Below are 17,369 nucleotides of genomic sequence, written 5' to 3'. Positions count from 1 at the left end.
ATGGATTGGTCGCGATACGTCCTGCCGCAGATCACTGGCCTTCAGCCTTACAAGCCAGGGATTACAGAGGAAAAACTGCGGCGGGAAACAGGGCTTACCGACATCTGGAAGTTCTCGAGCAACGAAGCACCTGTCGGCCCGTCACCGCGCATCGTCGACGCGATGCAGGCGGCGCTCGGCCAGGCCAACCGCTATCCCGACATCTACGCCTTGCTGGAAGCGCTGTCGCAGCGGCTCGACGTGCCGCACAGTTGCCTTGCCCTCGGCAACGGTTCGATCGATCTGATCGCGGCCTTGGTCCGACTCTTCGTGGGGGCGCAGCACAACGTCGTGTTGACTTCACATGGCTACTGTGCGTATCCGGCCTTGATCAAGGAGCAGCAAGCGGCGATCCGTGTCGCCGGGCATGGGGAATCATTTGGCCATCACGTTGATAAGCTGCTCTCGCAAGTCGACGCCGACACACGCATGGTCCTGATTGACAGCCCCACCAACCTGTCCGGTGCTGCGCTTACCAGCGACGAGATCCGGCGCCTTCTGGAAGCCTTGCCGACGCATGTAATCGCGGTGCTCGACGAAGCCTATATCGAGTACGCTGACCTGGCCGCAATGAAGGCCCATTCTCGCTTGCCGTTCACCTACCCCAACGTGGTGATCACGCGCACGTTCTCGAAAGCCTATGGGCTTGCGGGCTTGCGTGTCGGCTACGCAGTGGCCGACGCCGGATTGATCGACTGGCTGGCGCGGATTCGACCGCCATTTCCCGTGGGCAGTGTTGCGCTTGCAGCTGCGCTGGCCGCGCTCAACGATCAACCGCATATCGACCAAATCCTGCAGTTGACGGTGACCGGCCGCCGGAGCTTGGTAGACGGATTGCGCATGAGTGGCATTGACGTGATCGAGGGCCATGGGAATTTCGTTCTGGCAGACTTCGGCGCACGAGCCACGTACGTTTACGAGGGCTTGTTGTCACACGGGTTGATTACTCGTGCCGCACACGCATACGGCCTACCTTCACACATTCGGATTTCCGTTGGGAGTCCGGGTGAAATCGCCCGTCTGCTCGAGACCGTCCGTGCACTTCTTGGCACGCAAGTTGCCCGCGATTTGGAGAAAGTGGTGTGAATATCGTCATTGTCAACAACATTCCACGCTTTCCTGGCACGTCCCGCTGGGACTTCGAACTAGTCAGCTACCAGGACTACATCGACCACGAGGCCCACCGCGTAAGCTACATCGCCAATACGCGCGGCCGCACGGGTATTACGGCGCCGGCGGGCAGTTACGACTTGTACCCGCTTGAGACGCTAGCTGACGAATCGGCGCTTATCCCCGTGTTCGAAGCCATTGTTCGCAAGGTAGGGTCGATAGACCGCCTCGTCGTGTTTTCCGAAGCGCTACAGGATGTCGCCGCGTGCTTGCGCGACCGGTTCGGGATTCCTGGCAACGGTGTGGAAAGCAATCGCCACGGTCGTGACAAGCTAGTCATGAAGCAACTGGTCGCGGCCGAAGGGTTGCGTGTGCCGGCATACATGGCGGTCGATGCCGACAAAGTAATAGAGGCGATCCGATTCGGCGAGGCGACCGGCTTTCCGCTGGTTCTTAAGCCGACCGACGGCCAATCGAGCGCGGGTGTCCAGATAATTGCCGATATGGCCCAACTGCGGACCGCCGTGGCCGCGATCCCGCTGGGGGTAACGCGTGACCTCGAGGAGTTCATTGCGGGCACGCTGTATCACGTTGATGGCCTGATTGACCCGCGGGGAAACGTTACATTCATAGTTCCCTCGGAGTACGTGAACCCGTGCCTCGATTTCACGACCGGTGCCCCCCTTGGCGCGGCCATGCTGGACCCCGCGACGCAGCTTCACCGAGACGTCTGTTCGTTCGCGACACGTTGCCTCCAAGCGCTCGGGTTGAAAGCCAGCCCGTTCCACCTTGAGCTGTTCCGCAAGTCGGACGGTGAGTTGGTCTTCCTCGAGGTCGGCGCACGCGTCGGCGGGGCCGATGTGCCCTACGTCATCCACAAGACCTGCGGCATCAACCTCTTTGGCGAATGGCTCAAGATGATCGTCGGTGAGGGTGACCCGACGCACGCTGCACCGACGAGCTTCGGCGGCTGGCTGATGTTCCCGCGACCCGACGCGTTACCGCAGCGCGTGGTGTCGGTCACGGATTTCGCGGGCCGGCTCGAAAGCCTTTACCGGCAGCTCCTTCCCGAACCGGGGGAGATACTTTTACACGAGGATGGCTATTGCTCCATGCAGTCGGGCCGCTTCCTGTTCTGCTCTGAATCAGCAGAGCGCGTTCGGTTGGATATGGCTGCAATCCTACGCGATTTCGCCATCGTAGTTACGCACCCTTGATTGGATATCGCGATGACCAACGAAAATACAAAACGAAAAGCGCTTTTGCTGTTCGCGCATCAAGGCCGGTCTTACCTGCCTGCGGTGTTGAAGGCCCTATCGCCGCTGAATACGGCGTGCCTCGTGTTGAGCTCTCGCCCGCGGGACCCGCTCGATTTGGCCAACCTGCGAGCCAGTGGCGCGGATGCAGTGTGGCACGTTGATGAGGAATATCTCAACGACAGCCACGTCGCCGAAGCCATTAAACGCGCGCAGTCGCAGAACTATGAGGTAGCCGCAGCGCTCGCAACCTTCGAAGGCTATCGTGTGCTGATGTGCGCCACGAACAAGTATCTGCGGGCGACCGACGCCAACCCGACCGCCATCGTTCATGCGATGGACAAATACCTGTGCCGCAAGACGCTCTCTTCGAGCGGTCTGAGCCACGCGGAAGCCGAAGTTGTCGAGCCGGACAACATCGACGCCTTGCGACGTAGCCGACGCAAGCTGTTCATCAAGCCCCGCCGGGGGGCTGGCTCGTTCGCCTGTTTTCAGCTGGACAGCGAGTTCTCGAAGAACAAGCTCGAAACGCTGCAAAAGCAGATGCGCGACGACCTCGCGTTTCGAGCCATCTTCTCCGGTCAGTTTGACTTCATCGCAGAAGACTATATCCCTGGTGATGAATACAGCTTCGAGGTGCTGGTTTCCGCAGGCGAAAGCTATGTCATCGGCGTGCACGCGAAGTATCTGGACGACTCCTCCGGCACCACGCTGGAAACCAGCAACTCGTGTCCAGCTCCTAAATTGAGCGACGCGCAGCAATTGGCCGGCGAAAGCTACATCGACCGTTGCCTCGCTGCATTGGACTTGACGGAAGGCTGCTACCACATCGAAGCGCGCCACAACCCCGCCGATGGCCATTGGGACATCATTGAAATCAATACGCGCATGGGCGGCGCCCTGATCAACCAAAGCATCGGTGTATTCACCGGTGGAGTGTCGATCTTGGATCTGTGGGTGCAGTCGTTGTGCAGCACCAGCGTGGACGAGAAAGCCGTCTTGCGAGAAAAGCTCGCCGGCCTTCGTGAGAGTACGCGCCGCGCGCTCAATACCATCAGCCACGGCACGGTATTTTTTAGCCGCTATGGCCAGCGCAATCGCGTATTGAACAAACTCTCGACCGAGAAACTTTCGCGCCAGCCGGACATCTGCGAAACGCCGGTGCGCGAAGGCACGCTGCTTCCTGACTCCGAGCGCGGAATTTTTATTCTGAACGCATTGTGGAAAGTTGATGTGAACGATATCCCGGCAGAACTCGATACTCTTTCGAACATGCTTGACGAGCATCTTGTCGTCGAATATGCCCCCGAATTGAAAAAGGTCAATCAATCCCATGGAAGGCGAATCATGAATCGTGTCAAGAATTGTGGTATTCAGCATCCACAGCCGTTCTTTTCGCTGTCCGACGGCGACGCCGTCCGCGGCAGACTCGACCGCTACCTGGACGGCAAGATGGCCGAATGGGCCGCCACAGTGCCCTATGCCAATCACCTGGAAAGCAAGAACCTGAATAGCAGGTGGTACCGTCGGCACACGATGGAACACGTTTGGCGCATCCGCCTGAGCCGCGTCGCTCATTGCCGTGCTCTACAAGCCATCGCAAAGGTGTCCCCTGAAGCGGCTCAGCTCTATGGCGAATACCAGGCCGAAGAAATGAACCACGATGTGCTATTTATGCAGGATTGCAAAGCGCTGGGCGTGACGGAGGACGAGTTGTTGAACACTGAGCCGTTCTTGGCGACGCGCCTCTTGCAGGGCTTCTTCTACTTCATCTGCGAACACGAGGACCCCATCGGCGTGGTCGCATCGAGCTATCTCGTCGAATACACGACTTCGAAGCTCACGCCGCGCCAGATCCACTCTATGAAGGAGTCGCTCGGCGAGGAGAAGATCAAGGGGCAATTGGCCCATATCAACACCGACGTCGGCGACGACCATGCCGGAGAGATGTGGCGGATTCTGCGTTATCTGATCACTTGCGAAGCGGACGTGGAGAAGGTGCTGCGGTATTTCGACGATATCCAGAACATCCTGGCCATGTATTTCAAAGAGCTTTACGAGGCGACCGTCGAGGAAAAGCTCGTGGCTTAAGCGCGGAAGGCTAGGCCGGGGGGCGTGCCCCTGGCTAGTTTATATCCTGACAGGAACGATTTCTAACCATGCCAACCGTTACGATAAGCACGACTAATGAACAATTCAATTTGCCGAAGAACGCTTATCTTTCCGACGCAGCCGAGTTGCAGTTGGCTGGATTGATTTTCGGTTGCCGCGCTGGAGGGTGCGGGATCTGTGCGATCGATGTCATTGACGGTATCGGGAATCTGTCGCCCCGCGACGAACTCGAAGCGCATTTTCTGGCTTCGCTTGGGCATGTGGCCGATACCCATCGACTGGCCTGCCAATGTCAATTGCTCGGCGACATCACGATACGTCATTTATAAGATCGATTGGCGATTTTAAAAACAAGACCGTGCCTCGTCCGAAAGCCCGTAGTCATGTAACGGACCTGAAGACGAGCGTACAGGAGAATGAAAATGCCTCACGTGGTTACAGTTTTGGGCAGCGCCTCATCGCATTCGCGCAGTGCTAATTTACTTGAACGGGTCGAGTTGCCACTCGCCCAGCGAAGCATCGAGAGCGTCCGCGTGGAGATTCGCAAGCTCGCACCGGACGCTCTGTTGGGCGGTGACGTCGCTCATCCGCAGATTGCCGAAGCGATCGCAGCAATCGAGTCGGCTGATGGTGTCGTCGTTGCTACGCCGCTCTATAAAGCATCCTATTCCGGGCTACTCAAGGTGTTTCTTGACTTGTTGCCGCGCGACGCGCTGCGGTGCAAGCCTGTTCTGCCACTCGCCACGGGCGGAAGCCTGGCGCACTTGTTGGCGGTCGATTACGCGCTTAACCCGGTGCTCGCGTCGTTGGGTGCAGAGCACATCATCGGGGGGGTCTTCGCAACGGAAGCCGATATGCGCCAGCTGGCCGGCACATTTGAACTGAGCCCTTCCGTGGCTACCCGTCTGTCCGAAGCAGTCGACGGTCTCGCGCAGATCATCGAGGATAAGCAGGACCTGCGAGCGTTACGTTGCCGTCCGCCGTCAGTGCATGTTTCTAAAGAACCTTCAACAAACGCCTGCGCAGCTTAGGCGAGGGAGCCATCGTGAAACCACTTCGCATCCATTGGTGCCTGCCGCGCGGTCGCGGTAACACGAGAGCCTCAGAGAAGGACATCGCCACAGAACTGGACTTGGAAGGGATGATTGCGTTTTCGCAGGAAGCCGAGACGTTAGGTGTTGACTCGCTCCTCATGGGGATCGGATTCCATCTGCCCGACCCACTGCCACTTTTGGGCGCGCTGGCAGGGGAAACGACTCGGGTCAAGTTTCTGCTTGCCTACCGTCCGGGCCTGCTTTCGCCGACCTTGTTCTCGCAAGTGGTGAATACGGTGTCCTGGATCGCAGACAAGCGCATCAGCTTGAACATCGTCGCCGGCATTTCGCCCGAGGAGCAGGCTTACTACGGCGATTTCCTACCGCACGACGACCGCTACCGCCGGGCCGACGAGTTCATGTCACTGCTTCATCGCTTTTGGCAAGGCGAGTCGCCGATCAGCTGTGACGGCGATTTCTATAAGCTCGAAGGCGCGCGACTGAGCCTGCCGTTCAAGGGGGGAGGGCGGCCGGAGATCTACATCAGCGGCGCTTCCGAGATTGCTCAACAGGCGGCAGTGCAGTGGGGCGACTGTTGGCTTCGATATGGCGATACGCCTGAAGGCATCGCGCGAGCGAGCGCGTCGGTGCGCGCATCTGGCCGTCGGATCGGCGTACGAATGCATGTGCTGGCGAGGGCTACACGAGAAGCAGCGCTGGCGGAAATCACAGCAATGATGGCCAACCCCGACGAGCAGCATCGCCTAGGGGTGAAGGAATTCGTGGCGCGCTGCGACTCTGTTTCGGTCAAGGAATCATTTCGGCTGGCCGCAAGCGCAGACAACGATTGGCTGTCACCTACGTTATGGTCGGGTGCTGTGGCCTACCGCGGCGGGCCGGCCCTCTGCGTCGTCGGAAGTTACGACGAAGTGGCCCAGTACCTGATGGCATACAAGCGCGCAGGCGTAGATGAATTCATTTTCTCGGGCTGGCCCACGCGTGCCGAGATGCACGAGTTCTACAAGCACGTTCATCCACGCATCCGTGCGCTGGAAGCTCAAGAGGAAAGGGCGCATGCTGAAGCATCTACGTAGCGGGGAGCCGATGACCCGCATTGTCTGGGGGCTGATGCTGTCGCTGATTGCTGAACAAACAGTGTTGTTCGCGGTTCCTCTGCTCATCTATGAGCGATCCCGGAGCGTTTCTTGGTCCGGCGCGGCCTTCGCTCTCGAATGGCTTCCCGCACTCGTGGCTTACCCCTTTGCCGGTCTGATGGCCGATCGCTTTGGCGGCCCGCGGCTATATCGCTACGCCAATACGGCGCGCGTGGTCTGCCTGCTCATCGCGGCTGCGGCTTGCGCGATCTGGCCGCATTTCATCGTCCCCCTGCTGATGGCCAACGGGGTACTACTGTCGGTGCTCATCGCACCCAATCGCATGGCCATCCAGAAAACCATCGCCACAGCAGGGCCCGATGATCAGCTCGCGCACCGACAGTCTCAATTGCAAAACGTAGAGCTGCTGTCTATGGCGGCTGGCCCCGGCATCGCGGCCGGCGTAGCGCGCATCGTTGGCAAGCTGCCGCTTTTCCTAGTCGCGGCAGGCGCCTTTGCGTTGGCGGTGATCTGTTGGCGTGGGCTAAAGCAGCGCGGCGCGCCAAGTGTTCCGCAACGGACCAGCGCGCTGGCCGACCTGGGTCTCGGATGGCGGATTCTGTTCGAAACGCGGGCTGTCATTCTGCTGGCGTGCGTCGTTTTTTCCATCAACTTCGTGTTCGCCGTCGCTCTCAGCGCCAACGCATACATGATCACCGGCGTCTTTTCGGCACCGGATTTCGTGGTCGGGCTCATGAGCGGCGGCGCTGGCGCGTTGGGTCTGATCAACATGATGCTCGTGCCTAGGTTGCTGAAGGCGTGGACCGTTTACCACTTGGGCGCGGGCGGCTTTGCGTTGTTTGGCGCGGGCCTGATCGCCATGGGTCTGGCACCCAACGTCTGGAGCTACGCGGTGGCATATCTTGCCGGTATGGCCGGCGTCACGCTATTTAACGTTTTCAATCGCACCGAGCGCGTGCAGGCCATCGGAAAGGAGCATCTGGGCAAGGTCAGCGGCGTATTTTATTTGGTGAACGGCTTCTCCTACCCCCTTGGTGGCATTGTCACGGCCAGTTTGGGCGCCCGGTTCGGTGTGCAGCCTGTTCTCTTGTCCATCTCCAGCTTGGTCGTTTTGGTGTGTATCCCCACTCTCTGGGCAACGATTCGCCAATCGATTAATCGAACTGCGACCATTTCAGCTGAACCGTGTCAGGTCGATTAACCGGACTCTTGCAATTAAAGTGCGCTCTTGCCCCTGAATGTGAAGCTGCTAACACTAAAGGCAGTAATTCTTCGTATCTGGGAGCAAATAATCTAATCAAAATTCACCAAAATTGACATTCATTTCGATGCGATATGAGTTAATGACTGGACCCTTCCAAAAGGGCAGTCGACGGGGGTGAGAAAGGTGGTGACTATTGGCTGAGTTAATCGCGCAACCCTTACGAGCGTGATATCTTCATGACAACAGCTCTGGAAAAACTCCCTGAAAGACCAGGCACGGTCTCCAGTTAAATTGATGATGGGCCATAACATTGCAGGACTGGTAACAAGTGAGAGGCGGTGAAGGTAGAGGCGCGGGCGTCGGCGGCGCTGGTTGCCAGATGAAAAGCTGACAATGGCTCGGAAAAGCTTTGGGCAGGGTAAAACGCTCTCGATGGCGGTGTGCCAGCACATTGTAAATGCGAATCAGCCATTTCATTGGTGCATTCTCTTTCAAGAATGACGGTGCCTCTCTGCGGTCGGCGCCGACGTTGTGCGTGGCGTCCTGCTGGCGGCTGTTGAGCATCGCTTCGCAACGTTTCGAAGGCGCTGGTGGAAATCGAAATCCCGTTGGATAACGACCCGGATTACATCGCGGAGAAGACTCCGCTGTTGCTCCGATATCGGCTTCAAGGCGCTTATGTCGCCAGTGTTTAGCCTGCGGGCCAAGTTAACAACTGTCGTGTTGCCTGGCAAAAAATATAAGCGATTCTGGCTAGTGCTGCGAACATCAGCCAGAATCTCACCACAACAAGATCGATTGACTATCGGAGTCTGCTTTGGCTCACGGCAATATCGCGTTCTATATGGTGTGCTGCTCGCTGACTGCCAGACCATTTGGCAGTGTGACCCATGTAGGCATTACCTCATCGCTGGAAAACAGAGAACGTTTGGACAGCAGTCTGTTAAATCGATCGCCTTGCAAACAAGCGAAAAACGTTCAGGAAATTAACGTTTGTTAGCGGAGGTAATCGATGAGTTGGCGTCGTGAATACATTTCCCGTGTCGAGCAAAGTCGCAACGACAATGCCAGACTTCTCGACTGCATGGCGGCAATGGCCAATGAGTTGGAGTTCGAATACGTCTCGTGTGGATTGCGGGTTGTGCTGCCTGTTCCCCAACCCTCAATGGCGGTGTTTGGCAACTTCCCGGATTCATGGCACAAAACCTATATCGAAAAAGGGTTCGTCAGCCACGACCCAACCTTTCAACATGGTTTGAACAGCAGCTTGCCTATGGTCTGGGAGGAAAGGTGGACAAACGACACGAAGCCGTTCTGGGACGAAGCGGCCAGGCATGGGCTTCGATATGGTTGGACTGTGGCCATGCGTCCGGTGTCCGGCTGTATCGGCACGTTTAGTTTTGCGCGTTCGCAGAATTCGATATCCGTGCGCGAACTGGACGAAAAGGAACCGCGCATGCTGTGGAACGCACATGCCGTTCTTGCAAGCGTTAGTAAACAGAGTCTCGAGCAACTCATACCGGAGCACAATCGATCGCTGTCGAGGCGTGAAAAGGAAGTGATGCGTTTGACGGCAGAGGGCAAGACGGCGAGCGATATTGGCACCATCCTTTTCTTAACTGAACGCACCATCAACTTCCACGTTGCGAATGTCATGGCCAAGCTAGGTGCGACCAATAAGATCCAGGCAGCCATCAAAGCGGTCATGCTAGGCATGCTGTCAGGAAACTAACCGTTTCGTAACACTGATTTTCGGCCACACACGAGGATATACGTATTCACGGCATGGGAAGGAAAATGAAGCTTGTCAAGATGTTCATAGGCATGTGCTTGTGCGTCGGTGCGGCTATCGCGCTAGCGTCGAATAGCGGCTCGACAGTACTCACCGAAACGCTCGCGTCGCACAAGTTGATAACGCGCGACGGCATGCTCTATTACGAAGCCGAAGGTCAAGGTGAACCTTTGATTCTCGTCCCGGGTGGACCAGGAGCATGTCGAATCAGCTTTCAGCCTTGGTTCTCTCGGCTCTCTAACAATCATCAGGTGGTGTATTACGACGCGATCGGCCGTGGGCTCTCCGATCGCCTCGGCGATCCCGCACTCTACACGGTAGAGCGAGATGTTGACGATATAGAAAATCTACGACAGGCTCTAGGCGTGCAACGCATCTCGCTCCTCGGCCAGAGCTATGGCGGTATCCCGGCGTTGGCCTACGCGCTCAAATATCCCGCGCACGTTTCGCATCTGGTGCTCTCGTCGGCCATGATCAGTGCGGCGAGTTTCCAGGCCAATATCGACGCTGCCAACGCGACCATGCAGATGTTCTACCCAGCAGAATGGGCGCGTGTGCAAGCGCTGCGCGCCATAGGCGTGCGTTCCGCGGATCATCGCAGCGAAGAGGAATATGCTCAGTTGGCGGAGATGATGTACTGGCACGATGGGCGGCTGGCGAGTTTGATGAAGCAGCCTAGCGACCCGAGAGAAAGGCTCGATATGACGGTATATCGAGCCATGCTTGGTGAGAACGCGGACTTTGTGGTGGGTGGCACGCTTAAGGGCTATGACCCGCTGCCCATGATGCACCGGCTTGCCGCTCGGACGTTAGTCATCGGCGGCCGCTATGACCGCGTCGCGACGCCCGAGATCGTCGCTCAGACATATCGCTCAATCCCGGCTTCGCTAGCGCAGCTCGCTATGTTCGAGCACAGTGGACACCGCCCATGGGTTGAGGAGAGCGATGCCTATTTTGCGCGCGTGTCAGCGTTTCTAGACGATCAACCTACTCCAGCTCAAGTCGGGACAGTGATGCACCCGGCCGGCGTGGATGGTACGAAGCCGCTTGCACCGATAGATGCACGAGCCGCTAAGGATAGTGGACGATCAAAAACATCTACGTACTTTTTGTTTCTCTCGAATTCTTTGACCATCGTTGGCAACAGTGGTTGATGGTTACTGGTTGACCACGCTTGCCTCGTTTGGGCTTTGATAACCGTAGGCTCTCAAGCCAATTTTTGGAGCAATTGACCGTATGAATATCCAGAAGGTTGTTAAGCACTGCATCGTCGGCAGTGCCTTTTCCGTGTGCACGCTATTTGCGACGTTGGCTCATGCCGATGGAGAAACCGTTCTCCCTTCGCTTGTCGGGACGTGGACCTTGGTAGCTGCAGATGTCCAGCACCCGGACGGCTCTCGGACGAGCGATTACGGTGCCGCGCCCAAGGGGCTACTGATCATCGACACACAGGGGCACTATTCTGTACAAATCTTCAAGGCGGAGCGCCCTAAATTCGCTTCGGGCGACAGGAGCAAAGGTACGCCAGAGGAATACAAAGCCGCAAGCTTGGGTTCCAGTACGCACTTTGGCACGGTCAGTGTCGACCCCGATGGCGGAACGTTGACGTTTCACATTCAAAACGCTTCCTTTCCAAATTTAGAAGGAGCCACTGACAAGCGAAGCTACGAGCTTAAAAACGGACAGCTCAGTTACCGGGTGGCGCCACGGCCGAATGGAGACGTGCCTATTTCAGTGTGGCAGCGGATGAACTAGGCGGGAAATCATTATTGCTGCGGTGATATGGCGGCTCGCATGGGGCACTTCATACAGCCGCCGCTTCAGCCTTGCTCATATAGTGCGACCAAACCGTCGCCGCATGCGCTTAGTAACGCGATAAGCGTAAGTAATCCTATTGTAGTGATCCGCCGCGGGGCCGGCGCTTGTATGACTCTCTCCATGGAAGTGGAGTCGACGAGGACACCGACCCACGCCAATGATACGTTTTTGACGGCCCCGTTGGTTGCTGTCATTCTTTTGGCTTGATGTCAGCGGAATGGATCGCGACGAAAGTTCACATTCTGTCTGGCGTGCAAAAATTACGTTTGATTCGCGCACCTTGGCTCCACGCGCTAAACCCTGTTTCGCAAGGCTCTGTTTTATGTTTGACTGGGATATGTATCAATTGCGCTTAACAAAATTGTCAATTGATGACGGTCCAATCGCGGCGGTGTACGCTGGCATCGTAAAAAAACTGGCTACTTTTTTTGGGGCGAGGATTATATGTCAGAACTCTGCGGTCACTGCCGAACTGTCATCAATCCGGGAGCGCGCGTCTGTGTCGGTTGCGGGGCAACACGCAAAACAGGCATGAACAGCAGCGAACAGTTCCTCGCGCTAGTTTTCGTTTGCATAGCTTTAGGCAGTTTCGTCGGCTTCGTCTCCCAATTTCAAGAACGCCATTTCGTTGCAGCACTTCAGAGTGCGGGCATCCTAATCGTGAGCGTCGCTTTTGTCGTCTGGCTTTGGAGACGGGCGCGAAAGCGCGTCGTGTGGCTACGACGGGAGTAGGGTGCAAGCCAGAGGTGTCTTTGCGGTATGCGATCAGATGCCTACATCGACCATGCTCGTCCTCGCGCGCTTCGGCTGAAGTGCGCTTTTCCTCTCTTCCCAATTCTCTCCGAACACAAAGCAAAGCGATCGGATAGATTTCATTTTTCCCGCAGTGCAAGGTGTTTTTTCGCCATTCTTCTGCGCGCCTAGCGGAGGGAGGCTCGGCGCCGATACCACAAGTGCTGGGTCGAAGTAAAGAGTGCCACTTCCTCTCAACAGTTGGGCTAGGATGCCTGGACTCGACATCCTCTGGGTTACGTCGCCGATGTCGAGTGCCCCGGGTGCGCTTTGCGCGGCTATATCCGAGTCGCGAAAAGGGGACGAAAACGGGGAGCGAATCAGGTCCAGTCGAGAGATCGGACCTGCTTCTTAAGAGCATTGGGCGAACGCTAGGGTTGGAAACGTCACCGCGGAGCCTATCTTTATGGATAATGTTCAGGATGACAAAAGATTAATCGTAAGCAAGGCGTTGTCAGGTTGACGATCACGGCGCGGTAAGACGAGGCGATGAAGAAAACGAAATCGCTTTTCCGTGGTCACCGCTTTCCCGCGAGCATCATCAGCTGCGCCGTTCGCTGGTATTTCCGCTTCAACCTGAGCCTGCGCGATATCGAGGAGTTGCTACTGGAGCGCGGCGTAGAGGTGACGTACGAGACAATCCGTTGCTGGTGCGACAAGTTTGGCGCCGCTTTCGCCCGGCGCGCAAAGGCGGTGCGGCGCAAGCCCTGCAGCACATGGCATCTGGACGAGGTGTTCGTGAGGCTACGCGGCGAGCCCTACGTGCTGTGGCGCGCTGTAGACGAGCACGGCGCCGAGCTCGACGTGCTGCTGCAAAAGCACCGGGACAAGGCGGCAGCCAAACGCTTCCTCAAGCGGCTGTTGCGCTCAGCGCCACAGCCACGCAAAATCGTTACAGACCAGCTGCGCAGCTATCCTGCAGCGAAGGCCGACATCACCGAACTTGCGGGCGTGAAGCATGTGTTTGTGAAGGCCGCCGCACGGGTGAACAACCGCGCGGAGAACAGCCACCAGCCCACGCGTCGCCGCGAGCGCGCGATGAACGGATTTCGCGAACCGGTTCGCACGCAGGCGTTTCTATCCAGCTTTGGTCCGATCCGGCGGGACTTCGCGTTGCCCCGTCACCAGATGAATGCGAACGCACACCGGAACGCTTTGAAGCAGCGTCTGGCGGCATGGCAGCGTTGGACCGCGGCCAAATCTGCCAGCCTCGCAATTTGATAAAGATTGCAATTCGTCGTTCGTCATACCCCGTCCAGCGCCGGCAAGTTGACAAAGCCCGCTCATCTGCTCGACGCTGCCGCGGCCGCCGTGCAGCGCAGCCAGCGCAAGGTGATATTCAAGCGACGTCGCCCTGACCTTCGCGACGGCCAACGGCAGCAGCTGTTCGCTTCAGCGTGGCAGCCGCCTTCTAGCTGCGTGTTCAGACGGTGAAACCGGGCGCTTACGCATCGGCCAGCGACGCACTCGCTGCTTCACGGCTTTTCCCGTCCAGGTGCTTCCGAACGCGACGTCCGGATCACCGCGCCATCCGGCGAAAAATGCGCGTTGAACATCGCATCGCCAGATACACCGCCTTCCTGCCAATGCCAGCTCCAGACCGTCTCACGACTTAGCGCGTACTTGGCGACCGTGGCGGGCTTGCCCAGCAACCGTCGCACGTCGTCCTGCATCATCCCCGGCACGACCTTCGCAATGTTTTCTGCAGTCAAGGCTTGCGTGATCGCGATTAGTCTGCCATCCGGTCCGAAGTCCAGCATGTACGTATTGGTGCCGTTGGGACCGCGCGGATACTCGAGGCGCTGCGAGCCGTCTTCGTTCTGCCAAACAATCTCGGGCTTGCCTGCCTGGCGGCGCACGTCGTCGATCGTTGACACGCCTAGTTGCAGATTTCCGAACGCTATTTCATCCGGCTTGATTGAGTTGACCGCGTCGGCGACCTTCTGCTCGTCGCATCCGGCTGCCAGCACATTGATTGCGCCAGCGACGAGTAGCGTCGCGAACCGTGTTTTCATTTGCATCTTTCTGTTCCTGTTGATCTGTCGTGTCTTGCCTGAGTGGATTCGAGTCGCATCTGGAAAAGCTCTGGCCGCCTCACGGGCGTCCGTCGTAATCGTATTTCAGGCGCAGGTGCGGCGTTTTCGTTTTATCGAGAACCGCACAGTTCGGACACCAGTGCCCGCCGTTGATGATGCTGTCGGGCGATGCCTGCCAAACGTGTCCACGATCGCATTCCCACGCGAGCGGCACCTTGACGCCCAGGTATTCGGCACTCAGGCAGCGGCCGCCGCGGTCGTGTGCGATGCGCTGCATGGTTTCGATCGTATGGCGCCGCCTCATGTGCGAGCAGATCGAACACCACGTGCCGTCCTTCAGTATCCGAGCCCCTCTTGTCTGCCACTCGCGGCCGCGTGCGCATCGGAACGTGTAACGCGCGGCGATACCTGCATACACCGGATCCACTACTTCACCGCCGTACGATTTCGCCACCTTCTTCAGTTGATTCATCCCGTCCGCGGCTCGCCGTGTCTCCCCGGTTCGCTGCGCCGCGCAGCGGCCACACCAGCCTCCACGCAGAACGTGACTTCCTGGCGTGCGCCATTCGTGACCAGCCGCGCAGCGGAATCGATATTGTCGGTTGACGCCTGTGTATTCGTGATCGAGGCACTTCCCGCCACGCGCGTGCGCGGCTTCGTGCAGACGCGCCAGACCGCTCCGGTCGAGCAGGTGCTCGCTGTGTCGGAGCCTGGAACAGACCCGGCACCAGTGGCCGTGCACGACACGTTGGCCGCATGCCTGCCAGCAATGCCCTTTTGCGCACTCCCAATCTTAGAGCTGCAAGATGCCCCCGGTACGTGCCAGTCAGACATTGTCCACCGTGCGCTGCCGCCGCCTGGCGCAATCGGGCCATTTGCATCGAGTTGCATCGCTGAAGACTGGGCAACCATGCAGGCCGGGCACCCGTGCCCTTCCAGGATCTTGCGCGCCTCGGTATTCCTGCGATGTCCGTGTTCACACTGGAAATGCTGTCGGACCGTCGCACCCAGGTACTCACCTTCCAAACAGATTAAACCGCGCTGCGCCAGCAGATCACGGAATCGCTGGCCCACTGCCACCCGCCGGCACATCGGGCAGCTTGTCGAGCCCCGCGTGAGGACACTGGCGCGGCGCTCGAACATATGCCCATTTCTGCACCAAAATGAATAGTTCGCATTGGCGCCGGCCCACGCGGTCGCGAGCAGCGCGAGTCCCGAGGCGCTCGCGACGTCCGCCAGGTGGGTCAGATACCCGAGCGCTTTCTCAGCCTTACGTACCATCGCTGGACGGTGCCTTATTTCGATTCATTCTGCCTCAGGCTTGATCGACAGGGTTCAATGCGTGACTCATCGCGGGCAGGTGCTACCAGAATACGAAGAAGATGATTACGCGCACGAACGTCCATGCAAAAATCACTGCGCCGATTAGGCTCACGAGCGCGACGCGCGGCGTCCAGCGCAGTGCGAGCAGGCGCGAGGTTGATGCGTGTCGCACGATGCGCTTCAGGTCACCGCTAGGAGCGCCGGGTTCTTCCATGTTCATGGTTTCCTCTCATTTTCGGGGGCTTTGTCAACTTGCCGGCGCTGGACGGGGTATGACGAACGACGAATTGCAATCTTTATCAAATTGCGAGGCTGGCAGATTTGGCCGCGGTCCAACGCTGCCATGCCGCCAGACGCTGCTTCAAAGCGTTCCGGTGTGCGTTCGCATTCATCTGGTGACGGGGCAACGCGAAGTCCCGCCGGATCGGACCAAAGCTGGATAGAAACGCCTGCGTGCGAACCGGTTCGCGAAATCCGTTCATCGCGCGCTCGCGGCGACGCGTGGGCTGGTGGCTGTTCTCCGCGCGGTTGTTCACCCGTGCGGCGGCCTTCACAAACACATGCTTCACGCCCGCAAGTTCGGTGATGTCGGCCTTCGCTGCAGGATAGCTGCGCAGCTGGTCTGTAACGATTTTGCGTGGCTGTGGCGCTGAGCGCAACAGCCGCTTGAGGAAGCGTTTGGCTGCCGCCTTGTCCCGGTGCTTTTGCAGCAGCACGTCGAGCTCGGCGCCGTGCTCGTCTACAGCGCGCCACAGCACGTAGGGCTCGCCGCGTAGCCTCACGAACACCTCGTCCAGATGCCATGTGCTGCAGGGCTTGCGCCGCACCGCCTTTGCGCGCCGGGCGAAAGCGGCGCCAAACTTGTCGCACCAGCAACGGATTGTCTCGTACGTCACCTCTACGCCGCGCTCCAGTAGCAACTCCTCGATATCGCGCAGGCTCAGGTTGAAGCGGAAATACCAGCGAACGGCGCAGCTGATGATGCTCGCGGGAAAGCGGTGACCACGGAAAAGCGATTTCGTTTTCTTCATCGCCTCGTCTTACCGCGCCGTGATCGTCAACCTGACAACGCCCTATTCGAAGATGGCCCATCTCATAACTGAGTCCGTACAAAGAAGCGCGTCCACGGGTTGCACGCGATTCGGCCAAAAAAGACGAAAGCCTCTTCACTCGGGGGCGAGATCGAGGCTTTCTGGGTTGCCGCACTCCAGTTGCGCGCCGTTCGTTAACGGCAACTTGCGCGTAACTCTAGCTGACCCCGGGGAAGAGATTTCTGAAGAATTGTCACGTCACTTGACCTCGGATCGAAGGTGCCGATGCCCGCCGCCAGCGCGGCAGCGGCGTCGCTTGCGAGTCCGCCCGAAGCGCCAACACCGCAGGGAGAAAACCGCCCTAGCGTCGCGTGTTGGATATCGGTTTGAATTTAACCCGATCGCGCGAGAATTGATGGATCAGCCAAACCAGATTGACGAATACCAGCGCGCCGACAATCCAGGCGTCCCAAGGCATGGAATCCGGCAGGATTTTGCGCGCTTCATAGCCTAAGAATGCAGCAGGAAAGAGGCAGCTCCCCAACCATACCGGCTCTGGACCGTATGTCACTGCTGCGAGACAACCTGTGCAGACACTCAGGCCACACGGCATATTTGCATGACAGTGAGGACAGACAAGGCCACTCATGCTTTTTGAGGCAAACCAAGTTGCAGCCAGAAAGACGAAAGCCTCTTCACTCCGGGGA

The 17,369-nt window shown here is 58.1% G+C and carries 15 protein-coding genes; 11 read left to right on the top strand and 4 right to left on the bottom strand.

What is annotated here, in order from left to right:
• From FAZ95_RS37195 to FAZ95_RS37135, 11 genes are all read left to right on the top strand, one after another.
• Positions 1-1,125 carry a pyridoxal phosphate-dependent aminotransferase gene (locus FAZ95_RS37195; RefSeq protein ID WP_137337284.1) on the top strand — a complete coding sequence of 375 codons (1,125 nt, stop codon included), beginning with the start codon at positions 1-3 and terminating at the stop codon, positions 1,123-1,125.
• Complete coding sequence (locus FAZ95_RS37190; RefSeq protein ID WP_137337283.1) at positions 1,122-2,366, top strand: ATP-grasp domain-containing protein; 1,245 nt, start codon at positions 1,122-1,124, stop codon at positions 2,364-2,366. Before FAZ95_RS37195 ends, FAZ95_RS37190 begins: the two co-directional genes overlap by 4 nt.
• A 12-nt stretch (positions 2,367-2,378) precedes the next feature.
• The gene (locus FAZ95_RS40825) at positions 2,379-4,496 is read left to right on the top strand and encodes an ATP-grasp domain-containing protein (protein WP_367873052.1); all 2,118 of its coding nucleotides are present in this window, start codon (positions 2,379-2,381) and stop codon (positions 4,494-4,496) included.
• 68 nt (positions 4,497-4,564) lie between these two features.
• Entirely contained in the window at positions 4,565-4,846 is a 282-nt protein-coding gene (locus FAZ95_RS37175; protein WP_137337282.1) for a 2Fe-2S iron-sulfur cluster-binding protein, read from the top strand.
• A gap of 93 nt (positions 4,847-4,939) precedes the next feature.
• Positions 4,940-5,548, top strand: a complete 609-nt coding sequence (ssuE, locus tag FAZ95_RS37170; protein ID WP_137337281.1) for an NADPH-dependent FMN reductase — start codon at positions 4,940-4,942, stop codon at positions 5,546-5,548.
• A 14-nt stretch (positions 5,549-5,562) separates the two neighbouring features.
• Positions 5,563-6,645, top strand: a complete 1,083-nt coding sequence (locus FAZ95_RS37165) for an LLM class flavin-dependent oxidoreductase (RefSeq protein WP_137337280.1) — start codon at positions 5,563-5,565, stop codon at positions 6,643-6,645.
• The gene (locus FAZ95_RS37160; protein WP_175425870.1) at positions 6,626-7,867 is read left to right on the top strand and encodes an MFS transporter; all 1,242 of its coding nucleotides are present in this window, start codon (positions 6,626-6,628) and stop codon (positions 7,865-7,867) included. The genes FAZ95_RS37165 and FAZ95_RS37160 overlap by 20 nt, the downstream gene beginning before the upstream one ends.
• Positions 7,868-8,882: 1,015 nt before the next feature.
• Positions 8,883-9,602, top strand: coding sequence for a LuxR family transcriptional regulator (locus FAZ95_RS37150; RefSeq protein ID WP_137337277.1), 720 nt, complete (start codon positions 8,883-8,885; stop codon positions 9,600-9,602).
• A gap of 65 nt (positions 9,603-9,667) precedes the next feature.
• The gene (locus FAZ95_RS37145; RefSeq protein WP_175425869.1) at positions 9,668-10,816 is read left to right on the top strand and encodes an alpha/beta fold hydrolase; all 1,149 of its coding nucleotides are present in this window, start codon (positions 9,668-9,670) and stop codon (positions 10,814-10,816) included.
• 82 nt (positions 10,817-10,898) lie between these two features.
• Positions 10,899-11,417, top strand: coding sequence for a lipocalin-like domain-containing protein (locus FAZ95_RS37140; RefSeq protein ID WP_137337275.1), 519 nt, complete (start codon positions 10,899-10,901; stop codon positions 11,415-11,417).
• Between the two features lie 1,344 nt (positions 11,418-12,761).
• A complete protein-coding gene (locus FAZ95_RS37135) occupies positions 12,762-13,493 on the top strand; it encodes an IS6 family transposase (protein WP_137337272.1) in 732 nt (243 codons plus the stop codon).
• 254 nt (positions 13,494-13,747) lie between these two features.
• On the opposite strand, the gene FAZ95_RS37130 is transcribed toward FAZ95_RS37135, so the two are convergent.
• The 4 genes from FAZ95_RS37130 to FAZ95_RS37115 all read right to left on the bottom strand — a co-directional run bounded on the left by FAZ95_RS37130 (position 13,748) and on the right by FAZ95_RS37115 (position 16,662).
• On the bottom strand, positions 13,748-14,287 hold the full coding sequence (locus tag FAZ95_RS37130; RefSeq protein ID WP_137337796.1) for an outer membrane protein assembly factor BamE: 540 nt from the start codon (positions 14,285-14,287) through the stop codon (positions 13,748-13,750).
• A gap of 79 nt (positions 14,288-14,366) precedes the next feature.
• Positions 14,367-14,585, bottom strand: coding sequence for a zinc-ribbon domain-containing protein (locus tag FAZ95_RS37125; protein WP_137337274.1), 219 nt, complete (start codon positions 14,583-14,585; stop codon positions 14,367-14,369).
• Positions 14,586-15,671: 1,086 nt separating this feature from the next.
• A complete protein-coding gene (locus FAZ95_RS37120; RefSeq protein ID WP_137337273.1) occupies positions 15,672-15,851 on the bottom strand; it encodes a hypothetical protein in 180 nt (59 codons plus the stop codon).
• A 79-nt stretch (positions 15,852-15,930) separates the two neighbouring features.
• The gene (locus tag FAZ95_RS37115; RefSeq protein WP_137337272.1) at positions 15,931-16,662 is read right to left on the bottom strand and encodes an IS6 family transposase; all 732 of its coding nucleotides are present in this window, start codon (positions 16,660-16,662) and stop codon (positions 15,931-15,933) included.
• Positions 16,663-17,369: the final 707 nt, after the last annotated feature.

The sequence above is a fragment of the Trinickia violacea genome (assembly GCF_005280735.1).
GTDB classification, from domain to species: Bacteria; Pseudomonadota; Gammaproteobacteria; order Burkholderiales; family Burkholderiaceae; genus Trinickia_A; species Trinickia_A violacea.
This window is presented reverse-complemented; position numbering and strand designations above follow the sequence as displayed.